At 73.9% G+C, this 18772-nt stretch carries 19 protein-coding genes; 8 read left to right on the top strand and 11 right to left on the bottom strand.

Translation table 11 applies throughout. The features are described from left to right. Positions 1-41: 41 nt before the first annotated feature. Positions 42-1523, bottom strand: a complete 1482-nt coding sequence (locus tag DVR05_RS14585; RefSeq protein ID WP_116246417.1) for a PQQ-binding-like beta-propeller repeat protein — start codon at positions 1521-1523, stop codon at positions 42-44. 118 nt (positions 1524-1641) lie between these two features. After that, on the bottom strand, positions 1642-2262 hold the full coding sequence (locus DVR05_RS14580; protein WP_116246416.1) for a YigZ family protein: 621 nt from the start codon (positions 2260-2262) through the stop codon (positions 1642-1644). 92 nt (positions 2263-2354) lie between these two features. On the opposite strand from DVR05_RS14580, the gene DVR05_RS14575 reads away from it, so the two are divergent. The 4 genes from DVR05_RS14575 to DVR05_RS14560 all read left to right on the top strand — a co-directional run bounded on the left by DVR05_RS14575 (position 2355) and on the right by DVR05_RS14560 (position 5737). After that, positions 2355-3002: a metalloregulator ArsR/SmtB family transcription factor gene (locus DVR05_RS14575; protein ID WP_116246415.1), complete on the top strand. Its 648-nt coding sequence runs from the start codon at positions 2355-2357 to the stop codon at positions 3000-3002. 33 nt (positions 3003-3035) lie between these two features. Next, positions 3036-3521, top strand: a complete 486-nt coding sequence (locus DVR05_RS14570) for a DUF3291 domain-containing protein (protein WP_116246414.1) — start codon at positions 3036-3038, stop codon at positions 3519-3521. 64 nt (positions 3522-3585) lie between these two features. Then, a complete protein-coding gene (locus DVR05_RS14565; RefSeq protein WP_116246413.1) occupies positions 3586-4215 on the top strand; it encodes a superoxide dismutase family protein in 630 nt (209 codons plus the stop codon). Between the two features lie 97 nt (positions 4216-4312). After that, positions 4313-5737, top strand: a complete 1425-nt coding sequence (locus tag DVR05_RS14560; protein WP_116246412.1) for an MFS transporter — start codon at positions 4313-4315, stop codon at positions 5735-5737. Here the strand turns inward: DVR05_RS14560 and yidC are convergent. Together yidC and DVR05_RS14550 are read right to left on the bottom strand one after the other, a co-directional pair. Continuing rightward, positions 5734-6441, bottom strand: a complete 708-nt coding sequence (gene yidC, locus DVR05_RS14555) for a membrane protein insertase YidC (protein ID WP_116246411.1) — start codon at positions 6439-6441, stop codon at positions 5734-5736. The two genes, DVR05_RS14560 and yidC, sit on opposite strands and share 4 nt — an antisense overlap. A gap of 134 nt (positions 6442-6575) precedes the next feature. Then, positions 6576-6863: a DUF6412 domain-containing protein gene (locus DVR05_RS14550; protein WP_116246454.1), complete on the bottom strand. Its 288-nt coding sequence runs from the start codon at positions 6861-6863 to the stop codon at positions 6576-6578. A gap of 243 nt (positions 6864-7106) precedes the next feature. On the opposite strand from DVR05_RS14550, the gene DVR05_RS14545 reads away from it, so the two are divergent. Then, complete coding sequence (locus DVR05_RS14545; RefSeq protein WP_116246410.1) at positions 7107-7424, top strand: hypothetical protein; 318 nt, start codon at positions 7107-7109, stop codon at positions 7422-7424. A 32-nt stretch (positions 7425-7456) separates the two neighbouring features. Here DVR05_RS14545 and DVR05_RS14540 read toward each other — a convergent pair whose 3' ends face one another. Together DVR05_RS14540 and DVR05_RS14535 are read right to left on the bottom strand one after the other, a co-directional pair. Next, positions 7457-9064, bottom strand: coding sequence for an amidohydrolase family protein (locus DVR05_RS14540; RefSeq protein WP_116246409.1), 1608 nt, complete (start codon positions 9062-9064; stop codon positions 7457-7459). Positions 9065-9316: 252 nt separating this feature from the next. Beyond that, positions 9317-9916, bottom strand: coding sequence for a TetR/AcrR family transcriptional regulator (locus DVR05_RS14535; protein ID WP_116246408.1), 600 nt, complete (start codon positions 9914-9916; stop codon positions 9317-9319). Between the two features lie 191 nt (positions 9917-10107). Between DVR05_RS14535 and DVR05_RS14530 the strand changes: the two genes are divergently transcribed. Further along, positions 10108-11745, top strand: coding sequence for an MDR family MFS transporter (locus DVR05_RS14530; protein WP_116246407.1), 1638 nt, complete (start codon positions 10108-10110; stop codon positions 11743-11745). On the opposite strand, the gene DVR05_RS14525 is transcribed toward DVR05_RS14530, so the two are convergent. Continuing rightward, positions 11736-12185, bottom strand: a complete 450-nt coding sequence (locus DVR05_RS14525; protein WP_116246406.1) for a GNAT family N-acetyltransferase — start codon at positions 12183-12185, stop codon at positions 11736-11738. The two genes, DVR05_RS14530 and DVR05_RS14525, sit on opposite strands and share 10 nt — an antisense overlap. A gap of 134 nt (positions 12186-12319) precedes the next feature. Beyond that, on the bottom strand, positions 12320-13546 hold the full coding sequence (locus DVR05_RS14520) for an ATP synthase F0 subunit B (RefSeq protein WP_116246453.1): 1227 nt from the start codon (positions 13544-13546) through the stop codon (positions 12320-12322). 423 nt (positions 13547-13969) lie between these two features. On the opposite strand from DVR05_RS14520, the gene DVR05_RS14515 reads away from it, so the two are divergent. Together DVR05_RS14515 and DVR05_RS14510 are read left to right on the top strand one after the other, a co-directional pair. Further along, positions 13970-14536, top strand: a complete 567-nt coding sequence (locus DVR05_RS14515) for a gamma carbonic anhydrase family protein (RefSeq protein ID WP_116246405.1) — start codon at positions 13970-13972, stop codon at positions 14534-14536. A 250-nt stretch (positions 14537-14786) separates the two neighbouring features. Next, entirely contained in the window at positions 14787-15149 is a 363-nt protein-coding gene (locus tag DVR05_RS14510; RefSeq protein WP_116246404.1) for a hypothetical protein, read from the top strand. A 99-nt stretch (positions 15150-15248) separates the two neighbouring features. Here DVR05_RS14510 and DVR05_RS14505 read toward each other — a convergent pair whose 3' ends face one another. From DVR05_RS14505 to DVR05_RS14495, 3 genes are all read right to left on the bottom strand, one after another. After that, entirely contained in the window at positions 15249-16487 is a 1239-nt protein-coding gene (locus DVR05_RS14505) for a sensor histidine kinase (protein WP_232832143.1), read from the bottom strand. Further along, complete coding sequence (locus tag DVR05_RS14500; RefSeq protein ID WP_304598593.1) at positions 16484-17740, bottom strand: sensor histidine kinase; 1257 nt, start codon at positions 17738-17740, stop codon at positions 16484-16486. The genes DVR05_RS14505 and DVR05_RS14500 overlap by 4 nt, the downstream gene beginning before the upstream one ends. Positions 17741-17888: 148 nt before the next feature. After that, positions 17889-18737, bottom strand: a complete 849-nt coding sequence (locus DVR05_RS14495; RefSeq protein WP_116246403.1) for an ABC transporter permease — start codon at positions 18735-18737, stop codon at positions 17889-17891. Between the last annotated feature and the right edge of the window lie 35 nt (positions 18738-18772).

The raw sequence follows: 18772 nt of genomic DNA, 5'->3' as shown, positions 1-18772 counted from the left end.
GCGGGTGCGGCGGGACGGGCGGGTCGCGCGGAAGCGCGGTGTCAGCTGGGATCGTCCGTCGGGGAGGGCTCGTCCGTCGGCCCCCGCGAGGGCTCCTCCTCCGGCGGCGGGCCGAAGACGAACCGCTGCCGGTCCCACACCAGGACGGCGTGGCCGCTCCCGTTCACCGCCTCGACGTAGGCGGGCGGGTCCTCGGCGACCACGTCCATCGTGTCGGCTTCGAGGACCACCTGCTCGTCCGTGCCGTCGTTGGCGCGGGCGTCGGCGTAGACGAGTCCGTCGTGGGTGAAGGCGGGGGAGATCGCCACGTCGTCCTCCTCCAGGCCCCACCGGACCTCGCCCCGGGCGAGGTCGACGGCGACCAGGGTGGCCTCGCCGCTCGCCTGGGGCAGCAGCAGGGTGCCCGTGGCCTCGTCGTAGAGGCCGCCCGCCCGCTCCGCGGGTTCGAAGGGCTCACCGACCGGGTTGGGGCCGGGCTCCTCCAGGGCCCACAGGAGCCCGCCGTCCTCGCGGTCGTAGGCGGCGAGCGTGGACGGCTCCTCACGGCCCGCCCAGCGCACGACCAGGACGTCTCCGCCCGGCTCACCGTCCTCGGCGCCCTCGTCCGGTTCCCCGGGCAGCGTGTACCGGCCGAGCACGCTGGGGACGGGGACCGGCGCGGAGGCGGACCGCCCCAGGTCCTCGTCGACCCCGCTGACCGACCACAGCTCCTCGCCGGGCGAGTCCTCGTCCAGCGAGGCGGCGCGCAGGACGGAGCCGCCGGGGGCCACCAGCACCCCGCCGTCCCACGCGGTCACGGGGACGCCCGCCACGGGCACGCCCTCGTCCGCGCGGTCGCCGTCGTCCCCGGTGTCCGCGTCCGGTTCGTCGGCGTCCTCCCCGTCCGGCTCCGCCGAGGGTTCCCCGTCCGTCGGCGTCGGAGCCGGCGTCGGGGCGTCGAAGGTGTACTCCCACAGCGTCGCGCCGTCGACGTCCAGGATCGCGTACTCGCCCCCGGGGTCGTCGAAGCTCCACTCGTCCGGGTAGCGCACGGCGACGCCGTCGAGGTAGGTGTCGCCCTCCTCGGCCGGTTCCCACACCCGTTCCCCGTGCGCGTCGAGGACGTAGGGGCCGTCGTCGTCGGTCATCCGCATGACGGGGGCGCCCGACAGGTCGGTGTCGAAGCCGCGGAACCTCGCCTCGCCCTCCCAGAGGGTGTCCCCGGTGGCCGCGTCGTGCAGCAGGTGCCGGTCCGCGCCGCCCGAGCTGATGAGGAAGGCCGCCCCGACGGGGCTGATCCGCACCCCGAGGGGGTCGTCGAGGATGTCGTGGACGTCGGCCTCCTCCCCGTGGAGGAAGCGCAGGACCTCACCGTCGATCCCCGGCGGGGCCGCGCCGCCGAACTCGGTCGGCAGCGGCGTGGGCTCACCCGTGGGCGCGGGAGCGGGCGGCTCCTCGGGTTCTTCGGCGTCGGTGGTGCAGCCCGCGACCAGCAGCACGACGAGACCCCAGGACAGCACCGAGGGCACACGTGTGCTGCGCATGGACGGTGACTCCCCACGAACGATGACGTATACGGCAAAATCCTAAGCCGCGCCCGGTCGCGCCGACACGGTCGGGCGGCGACTCGTTACGGAGGTGTGAACGTGGCCCGCCGCCGGGTCAGGGGTCCACCTCGACAACCGTGGCGCCCCTGACCTCGTACTCCGCCCGGCCGCCCGTCAGTTCGGCGAGGCGGAGCCCGAAGTCGGGCAGCTCGGCCTCGGGCAGGGCCACCTCGATCCGCACCCGGTCCTCGTAGGCCACGTCGCGCACCACCAGCGACGAGTCGCGCAGGTCGCTCTCCAGGCGTCCGCCGAGCACGTAGTCGGCGAACACGTCCACGACCAGCAGCCTGCGCCGCTCCAGCACCCCGAACTCGTCCACGGCGGCGGACACGGCATTGCCGTAGGCGCGGATGAGGCCGCCCGCGCCGAGCTTCACCCCGCCGAAGTAGCGGGTGACCACGGCGACCGTGTCGGTGAGGCGGCGGTGGCGCAGGACCTCCAGCATGGGCACCCCGGCGGTCCCCCCGGGCTCCCCGTCGTCGCTGGACCGCTGGATCCCCCCGTCCTCGCCGAGGACGTAGGCGGTGCAGTTGTGGTTGGCGTTCCAGTGCTCCCTGCGCCGCTCGGCGATGAAGTCACGGGCGGCGTCCTCGCTGTCCACCCTGGCCAGGGCGCAGATGAACCGGGACTTGCGGATCTCGGTCTCGTGCTCGCCGCCGCGTCTGATCGTTCGCATGTCGCCTGTTCAGCAGGGGTCGTGGGGTCCCCTCCAGTCTGCCACCACCCGCGGCCCGGACGCCGGTCGGGCGCCGGTCGCACAATGGACGCATGGACCACGCCTCGATCGACGCCGCCCGCGCCCTCGCCGACCCCGTCCGCCGTCGGCTGTACGAGTACGTCGCCGCCGCCGAGGGCGACGTCGGCCGGGGAGAGGCCGCCGACGCGCTGGGACTCCAGCGCACGCTGGCCGCCCACCACCTGGACCGGCTGGTCGACGCGGGGCTGCTGGAGGTGACCCGCCGCAAGGTGAGCGGGCGCGAGGGACCCGGTTCGGGGCGCCCCGCCAAGCTCTACCGCCGGTCGGGACGGGAGCTGTCCCTGCACCTGCCGCCCCGCGACTACGAACTCGCCGCGCGCGTGCTGGCGGAGGCGGTGGACCGGTACGGGGCGGAGGACGCCCTGCACGCGGCGGCCAGGGCGGAGGGGGAGCGGGTCGGCGCGGGGAGCGGGGACATCCCGCTCCCCGAGTTCCTGCGCGATCGCGGCTACGAGCCCGAGGACGCCGAGGACGGCCTCCGACTGCGGAACTGCCCGTTCCACAGCCTGGCCCGGGAGTTCCCGCCGCTGGCCTGCGGGCTCAACCTGGAACTGCTGCGCGGGGCGCTGGAGGCGCGCGGCGAGGACGGCGAGCGCGCCCGGATGGCTCCGGCCCCGGGCCGGTGCTGTGTGGTCGTTTCCAAAAACAATGAAGATTGACATAGAAGTCGCGGCCGTGGTGTCCTACCTCCCATGAACACCTCCGCCCCCGCCCCCGCGCACCACCTCGCCCAACTGAACATCGCCACCCTCCGCGCGCCTCTCGACGACCCCTCGATGAAGGACTTCACCGACGCGCTCGACCCGATCAACGCCCTCGCCGACGCCTCCCCCGGCTTCGTCTGGCGGTTCATCGAGGACGGGGAGAAGGACGCCACCAACCTGCGCCCGTTCGGCGAGGACCTCCTGCTCAACTTCTCCGTGTGGGAGGGCGTCGACGCGCTGTGGAACTTCGCCTACCGCACGGAGCACCTGGACTTCCTGCGACGGCGGCGCGAGTGGTTCGAGCACATGCGCGAGGCCTACATGGTGCTGTGGTGGATCCCGAGCGGTACGATCCCCACCGTCGAGGAGGCCAAGCGGCGGCTCGACCTGCTGCGTGCGAACGGCCCCACCCCCGAGGCGTTCGACCTCAGGACCCCGTTCCCCGCCCCGACGCACCACGATCAGCACGCCTAGTTATCCAAGGGACACCTTGGGTAACGTTGCGATCGACCGCAGCGATCACACCGGGAGTCCCGTCATGCGCACGATCTCGCTCACCGTCGGACTGGCACTGACCGCCCTCATCGCCACCGGATGCGCCGACGAGGGCTCCGACACCGGGGAGAACGGTGGCGGCGACACCGCCGCCACCGACGCGCCGACCCTCCAGCCCACGGCCTCCCCCAGTGTCACCGCGTCGATCTTCCTGCCGCCCGGTGAGAGCGAGGCCGCCATCACCTACGACGAGACCGCCGTCCCCGAGGGCGCGACCTCCGACGTCCAGGTCCGCGTCGAGAACGGTGAGACCTACGTGCAGTTCACCGGCACCGACCTGGAACCCGACCGGGACTTCGGCGCGCACGTGCACACCCGGCCCTGCGGTGACGACCCCGCGGCGGCGGGCCCGCACTACCAGAACGAGGTGGACCCGGCCGCGGGCGAGGACGAGCCGTCGACCGACCCCGCCTACGCCAACCCCGAGAACGAGGTGTGGCTCGACTTCACCACCGACGACACCGGCAACGGGTTCGCGGCCACCACCGTCCCCTGGGAGTTCCGTGAGGGCGAGGCCAACTCGGTCGTGCTCCACGAGCACCACACGAACACCGAACCGGGCGAGGCGGGTACCGCCGGCGACCGCCTCGCCTGCGTGACCGTGGAGTTCTGACCCCGGCGGTGCCGTCTCGGCACGTTCGCTGGCCACGGGGCGCGGTCCACGCCGACCATGTCCGGACCGACCCGCTCCCGGACCTGCGAGGCACACCGTGACCGCGACCACCCACCCGGCCCAGCCCTCCCTGAGCACACGACGACGGTGGACGGTCCTGGCCGTCTGCTGCCTGAGCATGTTCCTGGTGGGGCTGGACACCACCGTCGTCAACGTGGGCCTGCCCGCGATCGGGCTCGGTCTGGATGTCGGGACCCGCGGCCTCCAATGGGTCGTGGACGCCTACACCCTCGTCCTGGCCGGCCTCCTGATCTCCTCCGGAGCTCTGGCGGACCGCTTCGGACGCCGAAGGGTGTTCCAGGTCGGACTGGCCGTCTTCGGCGTGTCCTCGCTCGCCTGTGCCCTCGCCCCGTCACTGGGCGCGCTCGTCGCGGCCCGTGCCGCGCAGGGGGTCGGCGCCTCGATGCTCAGCCCGGTGGCCCTGGCGATCGTGGTGAACGCGATGCCCGACCCCGGGGAGCGGGCGCGGGCGATCGGTGTCTGGGCGTCGGTCTTCGGACTCAGCATGGCTGCCGGGCCGGTCGTGGGCGGCGCGCTGGTGGAGGGGCTCGGCTGGCGGTCGCTGTTCTGGATCAACGGTCCCGTCGTGGTCGCCGCCCTCGCGCTCAGCGCGGTGTTCGTCCCGGAGTCCCGCGCACGGCGGGCACGGCGCCTCGACGTCCCCGGCCAGCTCCTGCTGATCGCGGTCATCGCGCTCGCGGTCGGAGTCCTCATCGAGGGGCCGCACGTCGGCTGGACGGCTCCCCCGATGCTGGCGGCGTACGCCTGCACCGCGGCGGTGACGGTCGGCTTCGTGTGGGTCGAGTCCCGCCGGCGCGAACCGCTCATCGACCCGCGCCTGCTCCGGCGTCCGGTGTTCGGCGGCGCGGTCCTCGGCGCCGCCGCCGTCTTCGTCGCCCTGAACGCGACCCTGCTGCTCAACACCCTCCACCTGCAACAGGACCGGGGGTGGACGGCGCTGGACGCCGGACTGACGGTCCTGCCCCTGGCCGCCGGGGCGACCGTCTGCGCCCCGCTGTCCGGATACCTGGTCGGCCGCCTCGGGCCTCGGCCCCCGCTCGTCCTGGCCGGCGGCTTCATCGCTGCGGGCGGGCTCTGCCTCGTCGGCCTCGACGGGGACACGGGGGTCCCGCTCCTGCTGACCGCCCACGCGCTCATCGGCGTCGGGTTCGGCTTCGCCAACGCCCCGATCACCACCACCGCGGTCAGCGGGCTTCCCACCGACCGGGCGGGCGTGGCCGGAGCGATCACGTCCACCGCGCGGCAGTTCGGCTCCGCGCTCGGCATCGCCCTCGCGGGGGGCCTGGTCGCCGGGGCCGGCCCGGCGGAACTGGCACATGCGTCCCGTCCGGGCTGGATCCTGGTCGCCGCCTGCGGTCTGTTCCTGCTCCCGGTCGCCCACGCGGCCCGGCCGGGGTCCCCGTCCCGGACGGGGACCCCGCGGGACGACGGCTCCCGCTAGTCGGGGAGCAGCCGTCGCAGCAGGTACCGCTCACCGAGCGTCCACGCCGACGTGGTCACCAGGTACAGTCCCGCGGCCAGGGGAACGAACGCCGCGACCACCACGGGCACGAACCCGAGCCAGGACACCGCCGACGCCACGGGTGACCGGCCCGACGCCCGGCTCATGGCGGGGAGCACCAGGTAGCGGCGGCTGGCCCACGCCACCAGGGCCAGGAGGAGCAGCAGCACGGCGAACACCGGGGCGACCACCGCCCCGTCCGCGCTCGCGGCCATCGTCGCGCCCAGCTCGACGCCGCCGAAGGTGTGCGCCAGCAGGGGTTCGTCCGCCGAGGCGGCCCCGGTGAAGACCCCGTAGACGGCGATGAGCAGCGGCGCCTGCGCGAGGGCCGGCAGGCACCCCGCCAGCGGGGAGGTCCCCGCCTCGGCGAACACCCGCCGCTGTTCGGCGAGCAGCCGGGCCGGGTCGTCGCGGTGCTTGGCCGTGAGCTCGGCCAGTTCGGGCGCGACGCGCGCCCGGGCCTTCTCCGCCCGCACCTGGGCCACGCCCAGCGGCGACAGGAGCAGGCGGACCAGGAGGGTCAGGCAGATGACGGCGGATCCGGCGGCGAGCCCTCCGGCGAGTGGGGTGAGGAACGAGGTCAGGGCGGCGAGCACCGCCGAGATCAGGGAGACGGCGGCCGCGATCGGCCCGAGTCCGTACAAGGGTGTGGCCCTTCGTCCGAGTGGGGTGGAGTCGAACGTCTGGCCGCTCGGAAGGGCGCGCGGGCGCGCCGACGGCGCACGCGCCGGGAGGGTCCGGGCGTGGGGGAGAGCGCGTCGGAGGCGTGCGGGACCGGTCAGCGAGCGGCCGGAGCGGCCGCACCCGGTGCTCTGGGCCGGGGCCTGCCCGCCGCGTCCGGGTCACGCAGTGTGGGTACGGGCAGCCGGTCGGACCTGCGGCGCATCGCCCGCGCCGCCGTGGTCGCGGCGTCGCGGACCGGCCGGGGGCGCAGGCCGTGCAGGACGTAGAGGGCCAGGGCCGCGCCGACGGCGGCGAGCAGCGCCAGGGAGCCGGGCGGGGGCACGAGTTCGGTGGGGAACGGCCCCAGGAGGAGGAGCTCGAACACGGTGATGAGAAGGGTCACCGTGGTCACCTCCTCCAGTCGGTCGGCGCCTGTCGTCGTGCCTCGCCCGGGCGGCGCCCCGGAACCCCGTCGATCCTACCCGTCCGGCGCCCGCCGCACCGGCGCCGCTTTCGCGTATCGCACGAATCGCCCGACACTCCGTGAGGGCTCCCGCCCTTTCGCCTGAACCTGTAGCTAAATGACACAGAGTAACCATCTCCGTGCCCGCGCGCGTGCACGGGCACGGCCGAAGAGGGGAACCCCGTGCCGATCCGCCCAGCCAACCTCGCCACCATGTCCGCCACCATCGCCGGAGCGGTCTCCGGGTTGTCGAACGGGGAGGACGACTCCGCCACGGTGCGGGTCACCTTCGAGTCGGGCTTCGAGCAGACGGTCCGCAACGGCGGCTGCCGCACGCTCAAGACCGGCCAGGGCGGTGTCGTGGAGATCGACTCCGAGGCCAACGTCCGGTTCGCGCTCTTCTCCGGGACCAGCTGCCAGGGCAGCCGCGCGCTCGCCTCGGGCCACGGGAACGTGCGGTTCGGACACCCGGTCCTGGCGGGCGCGATCGTCATCGGCTGACCTCCGGAGCCGTCCCCGACCGGCCCCGTCCGCTACCCGACGCGGCGGCGCACCGACCGGCCCGGCAGCCGGTCGGTGCGCCGCCCGTCGCGGACGGTGAACTCACCGCCCACGAGGACGTGTTCGACGCCCACCGGAGCCCGGCGGGGTTGGTCGTACGTGGCCCCGGCCGCGACGGTGTCGGGATCGAAGACCACCAGGTCCGCCACCGCCCCGACGTGGACGACGCCCCGGTCGGTGAGGCCCAGCCTGCGGGCCGCGCGCGAGGTGAGGTGGCGGACGCACTCCTCCAGGCTGAGGACGCCGAGCTCGCGGACGTAGTGGCCGAGGTAGCGGGGGAAGGTGCCCCAGCCGCGCGGGTGGGGGCGGTCCCCGACCAGGATGCCGTCGCTGCCGCCGGTGTGCGAGCTGTGCCGCATGACGGTACGGACGTTCTCCTCGTTGCCGACCTCCATCAGGCACCCGGACCGCAGCTCGTCCGCGACGAGGAGGTCGAGGAAGAGCTCGCCGGGCCGCACGCCGCGCGACTCGGCGAGCGCGGCGACCGACGAGCCGACCGCCCACGACAGCGCGGGGTCGCCGACACCGGTGACCACGACGGTGGCCCAGTCCACCGGAACGCCGTGGTTCCCGTCCGTCCCCTCGACCTCGACCTCGTGCCGGACCCGGGCGCGGATCCCGGGGTCGCGCAGCCGGCCCAGGGTCGCCGCGGCGCCGCCCTCCTGGACCCAGCCGGGCAGCGGGGCGGCCAGGTACGTGGCGCTGGCCGTGTACGGGTAGCTGTCCAGGGTGACGTCGAGGCCGTAGCGGACCGTGGCCTCGTCGACGGCGTCGAGGACCTCGGGGGCGCGGCCGCGGTTGCACGGGTAGTTGACGTGGCAGTGCGCGAGGTGGAGCGGGACGTGGGCGCGGCGGGCGACGTCCAGGCACTCCTGGTAGGACTCCACGACACGGGAGCCGTAGTTGCGGTGGTGGGGGCAGTAGTAGCCGCGCGCCACGCGGACGGGTTCGAGCAGGTCCACGATCTCGTCGTCGGTCGCGTACATGGCGGGGGCGTAGGTCAGTCCGGTGGAGAGGCCGTGGGCGCCCTCCGCCATGCCCCGGGCGACGATCGCGCGCATCCGCTCGGTCTCGGCGGGCGTGGGCGGCCGGTCCTCGTCCCCGATGACGGCCATGCGGACGTTGCCGTGCGGGACGAGGCAGGCCACGTTGACCGGGGCGCCCCGGTCGACCAGGTCCAGGTACTCGCCGACGCCGCGCCAGGAGCGGTCGGGGTCCGGGGTGCCGTTCCAGGCGGCGATCCGGGTCCCGATCTCGTCGGCGGTGGCCTCGGTGACGGGCGCGTAGCCGAGTCCGTCCTGCCCGACGACCTCCAGGGTGACGCCCTGGAGGACCTTGGCCTCGTGGGCGGGGTCGGCCAGCACGGCGAGGTCGGAGTGGGCGTGCATGTCGATGAAGCCCGGGGCGACGACGAGCCCGCCGACGTCGACGTACTCCCCCGTGCTCCTGGCGGCCCCGGGCGGAAGGATGTGGCTGACGCGGCCGCCCGCCAGGACGACGTCGGCCGCGCGGGCGGGGGAGCCGGTCCCGTCGACCACGCGTCCGCCGGTGAGTACGGTCTCGGGCTGCTCGGATCGCACTGTTCCTCCGTTCGGGGTGCGCGCCGCACCCGTTCGGTGAGCCTCCGCCAGTGTTCCGGTGTGACCTAAGATACGCCCCGCCGCCAATAATGGATAAGTTTGTTTCCTGTTTTTGGGCGGTGCGGCGGCACGTGAGTCGGCACAAGCTCCGTCACGAGCGGATGCACGTGCTGTTCAGGGTGGCGAGCGGTCACGTCCGGCACACGGCACACGGTACGCGGCCTCGGAGCCCCGTCCGCCGCCGCGTGGGTCTCACCCGTCGTCGGCCTCAAGGTCCGCCAGGCACAGGTCCAACAGCGCCTGGACCCGGCCGGTGAGCCGCGCCCGGTCGTAGGCGCGCAGCGCCGTCGCCCCCTCGATCAGCCGCACCCGGGTCAGTCCCAGCAGCACGGCGGCGACCAGCGAGGCGTGCACCGGCGCGTCGTCGCCCCCGAGGTAGGCGGAGAGGGGGTCCAGCATGGCGGACTTGAGCCGCCCCTCGTACACGGCCTGGAGGTCGGGGTCCCCGGAGGAGTGGTCGAGCGCGCGCTGCAACGCCGTCCCCTCGCCGTACAGGCGGCCGACCGCGTGCTCGGCCAGGCGGCGGGTGAGGGTGTCGGGATCGCCCTCGATGAGCCCCGGGAAGACGCCGTCCTCGCGCAGGATCTCGCTGAGGAGACCGCGTTTGGCGCCGAAGTAGCGGTTGATCAGCGCGACGTTGACCCCGGCGTGCGCGGCGATCATCCGCGAGGAGACCGCGCCGTACCCCTCGTTGGTGAACAGCTCCCGCGCGCTCTCCAGGATGCGGGCACGCGTCGCCTCGCGCCCGCGCGCTGGCGCGGAGCCGCCTCCGGTTTCCTCCGGACGGACCATGTGCACACCCTTCGGCGGCCGCGAACTGACTGTCGGATATCCAGGTTGACACCTGTGACGCCGCAGCGCACACCGATTCGTCGGACAGATATCGATTTGACAGGTCAACAGCGTTTACATATACCGGATCACGGACGTCCGCCCCCGGCACTCAGCCGCGGGGCTTTCGTGCGTCCGGATTCGGGGGACCCATGGAACAGTCGGTACGAGACGAGTGCGAACCCGGCGGGCTGCCCCCCGCCACACCCCCCGAGGCCCCCGTCCCGACCGCCGACGCCCCGGAGGCCCCCGCGACCACGTCCCGGGCCGCCCTGCGCCGGATCATGGTCGGGCTGGTCCTGGCCATGCTCACCTCGATGCTCACCAACTCGATCATCGGTACCGCGCTGCCGACGATCATGGGCGAACTCGGCGGACAGGACCGTCTGGCCTGGGTCGCCACCGCCGCCCTCCTCACCATGACCGCGTCCACCCCCGTGTGGGGCAAGCTCTCGGACGTGTGGGGGCGCAAGCTCCTCTTCCAGATCGCGCTCGGCGTCTTCATCGCCGCCTCACTCGCCGCCGGGCTGGCCCAGGACGTCAACTCGCTGATCGCGGCCCGCGCCCTCCAGGGACTCGGTGTCGGCGGACTGGCCACGCTGCCCAACATCATCCTCGGCGACGTCGTCCCGCCGCGTGAACGCGGTCGCTACAGCGGACTGATCGGCATGGTCTTCGGTGTGTCCACCGTCCTCGGACCGCTGGTGGGCGGTTTCCTCGTGGACAGCCCGCTGGGCTGGCGATGGTGCTTCCTCATCACCGTCCCCCTGGCCGTCGTCGCCTTCGTCGTCATTCAGGTCATGCTCACCCTGCCCGCACGGCCGCGCCGCCGGGCCCCCGTCGACTGGCTGGGCGCCGGGCTGGTCTTCAGCGCCGCCAGCACGCTGATCGTGCTGCTGAGCCTGGGCGGCTCCCAGATCCCCTGGACCTCGCCGACCGCCGTCGCCCTGGGGGTCGCGGCGGTGCTCCTGACCGCGACCGCCGTCCTCGTCGAACGGCGCGCCGCCGACCCGATCATCCCCACCCGCCTGTTCCGCGACCGCACGTTCGTCCTCGCCTCGACGGGCTCGGTCTGCGTCGGCGTGATGATGTTCGGCCTCATCATCTACCTGCCGCAGTACCTCCAGATGGTGCACGGCACGTCCCCGACGGTCTCCGGTCTGATGACCCTGCCGCTGGTCGTGTCGTTCCTGGTCACGTCGATCGGATCCGGCTTCGCCGTGAGCGGGAACGGCCGCTGGAAGGGGTACACGGTCGTGGGGATGGCGCTGGCCGTCACGGGCTTCGCCGTCCTCGGGCTGAGCCAGGCGCTGCCCGGCCTGGCCACGGTCGTCGCCGGACAGGCGCTGGTCGGTCTCGGGATCGGCCTCAACCTCCAACTCCTGCTGCTCGCCACGCAGAGCGCCCTGCCCAACGGCGACCTCGCGTCGGGCACGGCCACCCTCACCTTCTTCCGCAACCTCGGCGGATCGACGGGTGTGGCCGCGTTGGGCGCGGTGATGGTGGCCAGGCTCAACGCGGAGCTGGGCGCGGCGGCGGCCGCCGCGCCCCCGGACGAGACGGCCCCGGACTGGGCGCGTGTCGCGGAGGCTGCGCAGGGCTCCCCGGAGCTGGTCCACTCGCTGCCCGGACCCGTCCGCGACGTCGTCGTGGGGGCGTTCGACCACGCCATGCAGGGCGTGTTCGTCGCGGGCCTGCCCGTCGCCGTGGTCGGCCTGGTCGCGGTGGTGTGCATGAGGGGCGTGCCACTGCGCGGCGGGAACGCCCCCGAGCGCGCTCCTCAGAGGTAGCGGCGGAAGCCCTCGGTGGAGGCGTCGAAGCCGAGGGCGGCGGAGAAGCCGGAGGCGCGGTCGCGGCTCTCGTGCGCGAGCAGCTCCACCTTGTAGCACCCGGCACGGGCCGCGCGGTCCAGGGCGTCCTCCATCAGGGCCCGGCCGACACCGCCTCCGCGCCGCTGCGGGTCGACCACCAGGTTGTCCACCACGGCCCAGGGCTGGGCGTCGTGCGTCAGGTTGGCGACGACGAGCAGGTCCAGGGTGCCGATGATCTGCCCGCGCTCCTCGGCGACCAGGACCGTGCGGTCCGGGTCGTTCTCCATCCGAGTCCAGGCGCGCACCGCGGCGGAGGACATGCGAACGTGCGCGCTCCGCGTGTCGGCGGTGCCGCCGATTTCCCTGAGCAGACGCAGGATCGCACCGAGGTCGGACCGGATGGCCGCGCGTATCATCATGGCTGTCGGCATCGTAGCCGACAGCCTGCGACAAGGCGGACTTCACCCTACAACTGACCACAAAACACCAAAGGGCGGGACCGCCGGTCCCGCCCCCTGCTGCCCGGCCCTCGGGCCGGGTGCGACGTGGGCCGCTACTGGTTGCGGATGATCCGCACACCCTCCTCGCCCGGGGCCGGAGGCCGCGGCTGGGCGGCCCGCGGACGACCGTGGACACCGGTGATGTCGGTGTCGGCGCCGCCGGGAGGGGTCACCGGCCGCTGGGGCCCGCTCGGCCCGCCGACGCCGGGAGCGGGGACGCCGGGGACGGGAGCCCCCGTGGGCGGCGCCGCGGCCTGCGGCGCCCCCGGAGGCGTGCCGCCGCCCGAACGCGGCGCCTGCCCCTGCTGGGTCACCGGGGTGATGCGCACGGTCGCCTCGTCCGCCTCCGGCTGGACGGGAGGCAGCTTCACGGTCGGCTCCTCCGTCTCCCGCGGCTTCGCGCCCGGGGCGGGCTTGGCGGCGGTCGGCGCGGACGCGTCGGCGGCCTTGGGCGCCTCCGCCGGCTTGGCGGACTTGGCCGGCGCGTCCTTCGGGGTCTCCTCGGCCGCGGTGTCCTTGCCCGGAGCGGCCTTGGCGGAGGCGTCCTCGGCCGGAGCCCCCTTCGCCCTGTCCGCGGCGGGCTTGGCGGCCCGCTGCGGCCCCGACGCGTCGGGGGCGGGAGTGGCCTCCTCGCGGGTCAGGCCCGACTCCAGCGCACCCGCCTCGTCCTCGGCCGCCACCAGGTCGGCCAGCGTGGAGTGCATGTCCTTGAGGCGGCGCAGCGCCTCGGCGTGCGTGGCCGTCAGGGTCGCGAGCCTGCGGTCGGCGGTGTCGTGGATCTTCTTGGCCCGCGCCTCGGCCTCGTTCAGACGGCGCTCGCCCTCGGCCTTGGCCTGCTCACGCAGCTGGTCGGACTCCTTCTTCGCGCTGGAGACCATCTCGTTGGCCTCCTCGCGCGCGGAGGCGACGATCCGCTCGGCGTGCTGCTCGGCGTCCTTGCGCTGCTTGGCGATCTCCTCCTCGGCCTTCTTGCGCGCCTCCTTGACCTCGGCGTCGACCTTGGCGCGCCGCTCCGCGGCCTCCTCCTCGGTGATCCTCAGGATCTCGGCCATGCGCTCGCTGATCTGCTCGTGCTCAGGCTTGACCTGGTTCTTCTCACGTTCGATCGCGAGGTCGCGCTTGTACTGCTCCAGCTCGTCGTCCTGCCGCTGCAAACGCTCGCGGAGGTCCTTGAACTGGTTGTCCATCCGTACGAAGTAGTCGTCGACGTGCGCCTTGTCGTAGCCGCCCTTGCGCACCGTCGGAAACCTGTCCTGTTGCAGTCCGCCGCCCGGCAACATCTCGCTCAAGTGCCTTTCATGTCCTTAACACCGTCCGACTGCGCGTCGCGGAAGGTGGGAGTTGCCCCGTACCCAGTTGTTGGCGGAGCACCCGTCGGACCCGTGAACCGGGTCGCGCCCGCGGGTGGTCCCGCCTCGCCGCGTCGACCGGATGGGGGCACCGGCCACACGCGGAGCGTCACGTCATGGACACCGTCCAAGCGACCACGGTAGACCCGGATGACACCGCCCCGTCAATATCCCTGACGGGTACATCACCGTATGGACCCTGGTCACGTTCCTCTCTAAGGTATGCGCGATCATCCCCGTGCGGGGCTGGGCGGTCAACTCCGTTCCGCCGCGCCCCCGACCGATTCCCCCGGCGCGACGCTTTCGGGCCGGTATCGGAAGCACGCACAGCGAAAAACGTATGGAGGACCCGAGATGGACGACACGACCCACGGCCGCCCGAGCGGCGCCTCGGCCCGGCCGATGATCGGCGGGGCTCCGTTCGGGGAACCGGAGATCGACCCCAGCGCGTGGATCGCGCCCGGCGCGGTCGTCGTCGGCCGTGTCCGGCTCGGGGCCCAGAGCAGTGTCTGGTACGGATCGGTCCTGCGCGCCGACACCGAGGACATCGTGGTCGGCCGGAGGGTGAACATCCAGGACCAGTGCGGGATGCACTCCGACCCCGGACAGCCCGCGATCCTGCACGACGACGTCAGTCTGGGCCACAAGGCGATGGTGCACGGCGCGGTCGTCGAGGAGGGGGCCCTCATCGGGATCGGCGCGATCGTCCTCGGCGGGGCCCGTGTGGGGAAGGGGGCGCTCGTCGCCGCGGGTTCGCTGGTGCCCCCCGGCAAGACGGTGCCGCCGGACACGCTCTGGGCGGGGGTTCCGGGGCGCGTGGTCCGGGAACTGAACGACGACGACCGCGCCGTCCTGGAGCACACCCCGACCGCGTACGCGGGCTACGCCGTCCAGCACCGGGAGGTCACCTGGCGAGGGTGACCTCCCGGCCCGGCTCCGGGGGTGACCACCGGTTGGTAGGACCGATGGGCGGGTGGCGTTCTCCTCCTGGCTAGACCGGGTGAGCCGGGCACTGGTCCGCACGGGTCATGCGCGACCGACCGCACTCGGCGTAGCCTGGGGGGTCCCACGCCCCGTGGTCCGGGTCCGTCGCGCCCGCATCACGCCGGACCGGACCGAGTGTCCCGTCACCCACCCCGCGGCACCGCAGCCCTTCGGGAGGTGAGCACACGTGGACCACGACTCCGGCGCCCGCCCGCGCGACGCGCGCCACCTCCACGACCGCGTCGCACTGGACGAGATCGACCTGTACGCCGAGGTGCTCATCGCAGTGGCCGACGCGGACGGGCCGCTCAGCCCCGCCGAGATCGACCGCGTCCTCGGGGTGGTCCGCGACACCGGGGGCCGGTCCGCCGCCGGGAACGAGCCCGCCGGACCGCCGCCGGGCGCCGAGCAGCCACGCCTGCCGGAACCGAGACCGCTGCCCGACCAGCGGACGCTGGCCCGCGGGTCCGCCGCGTTGGGCACGACCGACCTCTCGACCGCGGTCAGCGCCGCCGTGCGTCGCCGGTCGGTCATGTGGGCCGGTCCGTAGGCGAGGACGGGGCCGAGGACGTCGGCCCGGCGTCCGGTCCCGCCGAGCCGGGGCGAGCGTCCGGGGCGACGCCGACCGGATGGGCGTCCGGGGCGGGGGCTACAGCGGCAGGACCGCCCGCAGCAGGAAGCCGCCGTCCTCCGTCCGCGACGCCGACAGGACGCCCCCGCCCGCCGCGACGCGCTCCGACAGCCCCGACAGACCGTTGCCCGAGGACGTCGCCTCCCGGTCCCCTCCCGACCGCGCCCGGTTGTTGGCCACCTCCACCGCCAGCGACTCCGCCCCCGCACCGGGATCCCGCGTCCGGGTGAAGGAGATCTCGCACCGGGTGGCGTCGCTGTGCCGGAGCACGTTGGTCGCCCCCTCGCGCACCACCCACGCGGCCAGCGCCGCCGCCCCCGGGGACGCCTCCAGTCCGTCCAGGCCGGTGACCGCGACCTCGGTCCGGTTGGCGCGCAGGACCGCGCCGACCGCCCCCACCTCCTCGGCCAGGTCCACCTCCCGGTACCCGCTGACCGCCGACCGCACCTGCGCCAGCGACGTCCGCGCCAGCGACCGCACCTCGGCGATCTCCACGGCCGCCCGCTCGGGGTCCCGTTCGGCCAGCCGGGCCGCCAGCTCGGACTTGACCGCGAGCGCGGAGAGGCTGTGCCCCAGCAGATCGTGCATGTCCCGCGAGAACCGCAACCGCTCCTCGGTCACCGCCAACCGGGCCCGCGCCCGCTGACCGGCCACCGCGTCGTTCACGATCTCCCAGAGCCAGAGGCAGGTCAGCATCCCGGCGCCCAGGACCAGCGCGTACACGACGGCGAAGAGCCACACCCCGAGGAACGGGACGAGACGGACGTCCGCCTGTGTGGTCGGGACGAGCAGCCAGGGCAGGGCCAGGAGCAGCGCGCTGACCCACACCGTCCGCCGCCGGGAGGCGGAGAACGCCCCGACGCACCACCACGCCGCGACCAGCGTCATGCCGTTGAAGGGGTCCTGGAGCCCCGCGCAGCACAGGACGAGCAGGGCCAGTGATCCCCAGTACGGCCAGGGCGCGGGGTCGCGCCGACCGGCCATCCTGCCCGTGAAGAGGAGGTGGAGCAGGACCCCGCAGCCGATCCCGAGGGGCACGGCGGCGACGGAGGGCCACACGAGACCGCCTCTCGCCGCCACCGACGTCACGTCCAGGAGCGGGAAGCCGACGAACATCAGGTCGAGGAGCGTCATGGACGCCACGAGCGCGCGCCGGGCGATCCGGATCCTGCGGTCCCCGCCCGCGTCCGCCGCCGGACCGCCGTCCACCTCCCTCACCGCGTCACCGTGCGCGTCCGCGCCGACGCCGCCGCTCACCGGTCCCGCCTCCCCGCGGACACCGCGCCCTCCTCCGCCCGCGCCCGCCGGTCCAGGGGCAGGACCGCCCGCAGCAGGAAGCCGCCGTCCCCGGTTCGCGACGCCGACAGGACGCCCCCGCCCGCCACGACGCGCTCCGACAGCCCCGACAGACCGTTGCCGAAGGCCGTGTCCCGACCGGGTCCGCCGCGGGCCCGGTCGTTGGCCACCTCCACCACCAGCGACTCCGTCCCCGCACCGGGCTCCCGCGTCCGGCTGAAGGAGATCTCGCACCGGGTGGCGTCGCTGTGCCGGAGCACGTTGGTCGCCCCCTCACGCACCACCCACGCGGCCAGCGTCCCCGTGCGCGGGGGCAGGGACGGCCCGTCCAGGCCGGTGACCGCGACCTCGGTCCGGTTGGCGCGCAGGACCGCGGTCACCGACTCCACCTCCTCGGCCAGGTCCACCTCCCGGTACCCGCTGACCGCCGACCGCACCTGCGCCAGCGACGTCCGCGCCAGCGCGTGCACCTGCGCCATCTCCGCGGCCGCCCGTTCGGGGGCGGGCTCCAACAGGCGCCCGGCCAGCTCGGACTTGACCGCGAGCGCGGAGAGGCTGTGCCCCAACAGGTCGTGCATGTCCCGCGAGAACCGCAACCGCTCCTCGGTCACCGCCAACCGGGCCCGCGCCCGCTGACCGGCCACCGCCTCGTTGGTGACGTCCCACAGCCACAGGGAGGCGAGGCAGGCGCCCGTCGCCACGAGGGCCTGCCCGACCGCCACGAGCCAGAGCACCGCGAACAGCGCCGGGTGGATGTCGGCGCCCGGCGGGAGGAGCCGCAGCCAGGGCAGGACCAGCAGCACCGCGGACACCCAGACCACACGCCGGCGCTGTACGGCGAAGACGGCCATCCCCCACCAGGTGGCGAGAGAGAGGAGGGCGAACACCGGGGTGGCCGTGAGGGCGTACGTCAGCACCGCCAGCGCGAGGGAGGTCCACAGGATCCGGGGGTCCGCCGTCCGCCGGGTGTCCACCCTGTCGCGGATCATGACGCAGAGCGTGGCGGTGGCGGCGACGGCGGTGACCACGGACAGCACCGCCGCCCAGAGCGGCTCGCCCGCCATGCCGGTGGACACCACGAGGGCGACGACCGGCCAGACCAGCGTCATGGCGGCGCCGAACATCATGCTCGCCATGATGACGATCCGCGCGACGCGCAGTCTGAACGCGTAGCGCCCGTCGACGCCGTCGACCCCCGTCACGTCCCGGTCCACCCGGCCTCCTCCCGTCCCCGGCGGCCCGGCACTCCCGGAGCCCCTACGAGTATCGGGCCCGCGCCCGCTCCCCGGCACGCGGGGATCCCCCCACGGACACGGGAGGGCGCGACGGAGGGGGACCTCCGCCGCGCCTCGCGGCCCGCCGTCACGGCTGGCGGGGGTCCCAGCGGAACACGCGCCCGACGAGCAGGGCCAGCGCGGTGATCCACACCAGCATCACGGCCACCGAGGGCAGCGCCGCCGCCCACAGCCCGAGGTAGCTAGCGGACTCGGCGCCCGCGAACCCGTCGAACACGTCGTAGCCGCTGTAGGCGGCCTGGGCGAGCTGGGCGGTCGGGGCCACCGGCAGCAGCTCGACCACGCGCTGCGCGCCGTCCGGGAGGAAGTCCAGCGGGACGTAGACGCCGCCCAGGAAGAACAGGCCCATCATCGGCAGGACCGACACCATCTGGGCGCTCTCGGAGTTGCGCACGTACGGCGTGATGAGCAGGCCGACCATGGTCATCACGGCCGCGTTCAACGTCACGGCCACCGCCAGCATGAGCGGGTCCCGCGGGGTCTGGCCGGTCATCAGCGCGATCAGAGCCACCATCGCGACCGCGGCGAGCAGGGAGAAGAACACGATGATCGCGGTCGTCGCACCGAAGATCACCAGTGGGGGCACCCCGCTGACCCGCAGCCGCTTGAGGACGAGGGACTCGCGACGCGCCGTGAAGACGTTGGAGGCGTGACCGACGCCGACGAACACGCCGATGGTGCCCATCACCCCGGCCAACGCCATGTCGACCGAGCTGACGCCGTCCATGAGCTCGTACGAGGGGATCTGGAAGGTGAGGAACAGCATCAGCAACGGCATCGACAGGATCCACCACGCCGTCTTGTACCGCACGAAGAGGGTGAACTCGGTGCGGGTCAGCCGCAGGGTCCGCCGGAACCGGCTGGGCGAGGGGCGGGTGGTCGGCGCCGACGTGGTGGTCGCGGTGGTGGGGCTCACTGTGACTCCTCGGACGGGACGCGCCGGGACGGTGC

The organism is Nocardiopsis sp. FIRDI 009 (genome assembly GCF_003386285.1).
Classification (GTDB): domain Bacteria; phylum Actinomycetota; class Actinomycetes; order Streptosporangiales; family Streptosporangiaceae; genus Nocardiopsis.
The sequence above is the reverse complement of the archived record's forward strand: the minus strand, read 5'-3'. Positions and strand labels throughout refer to the sequence as shown.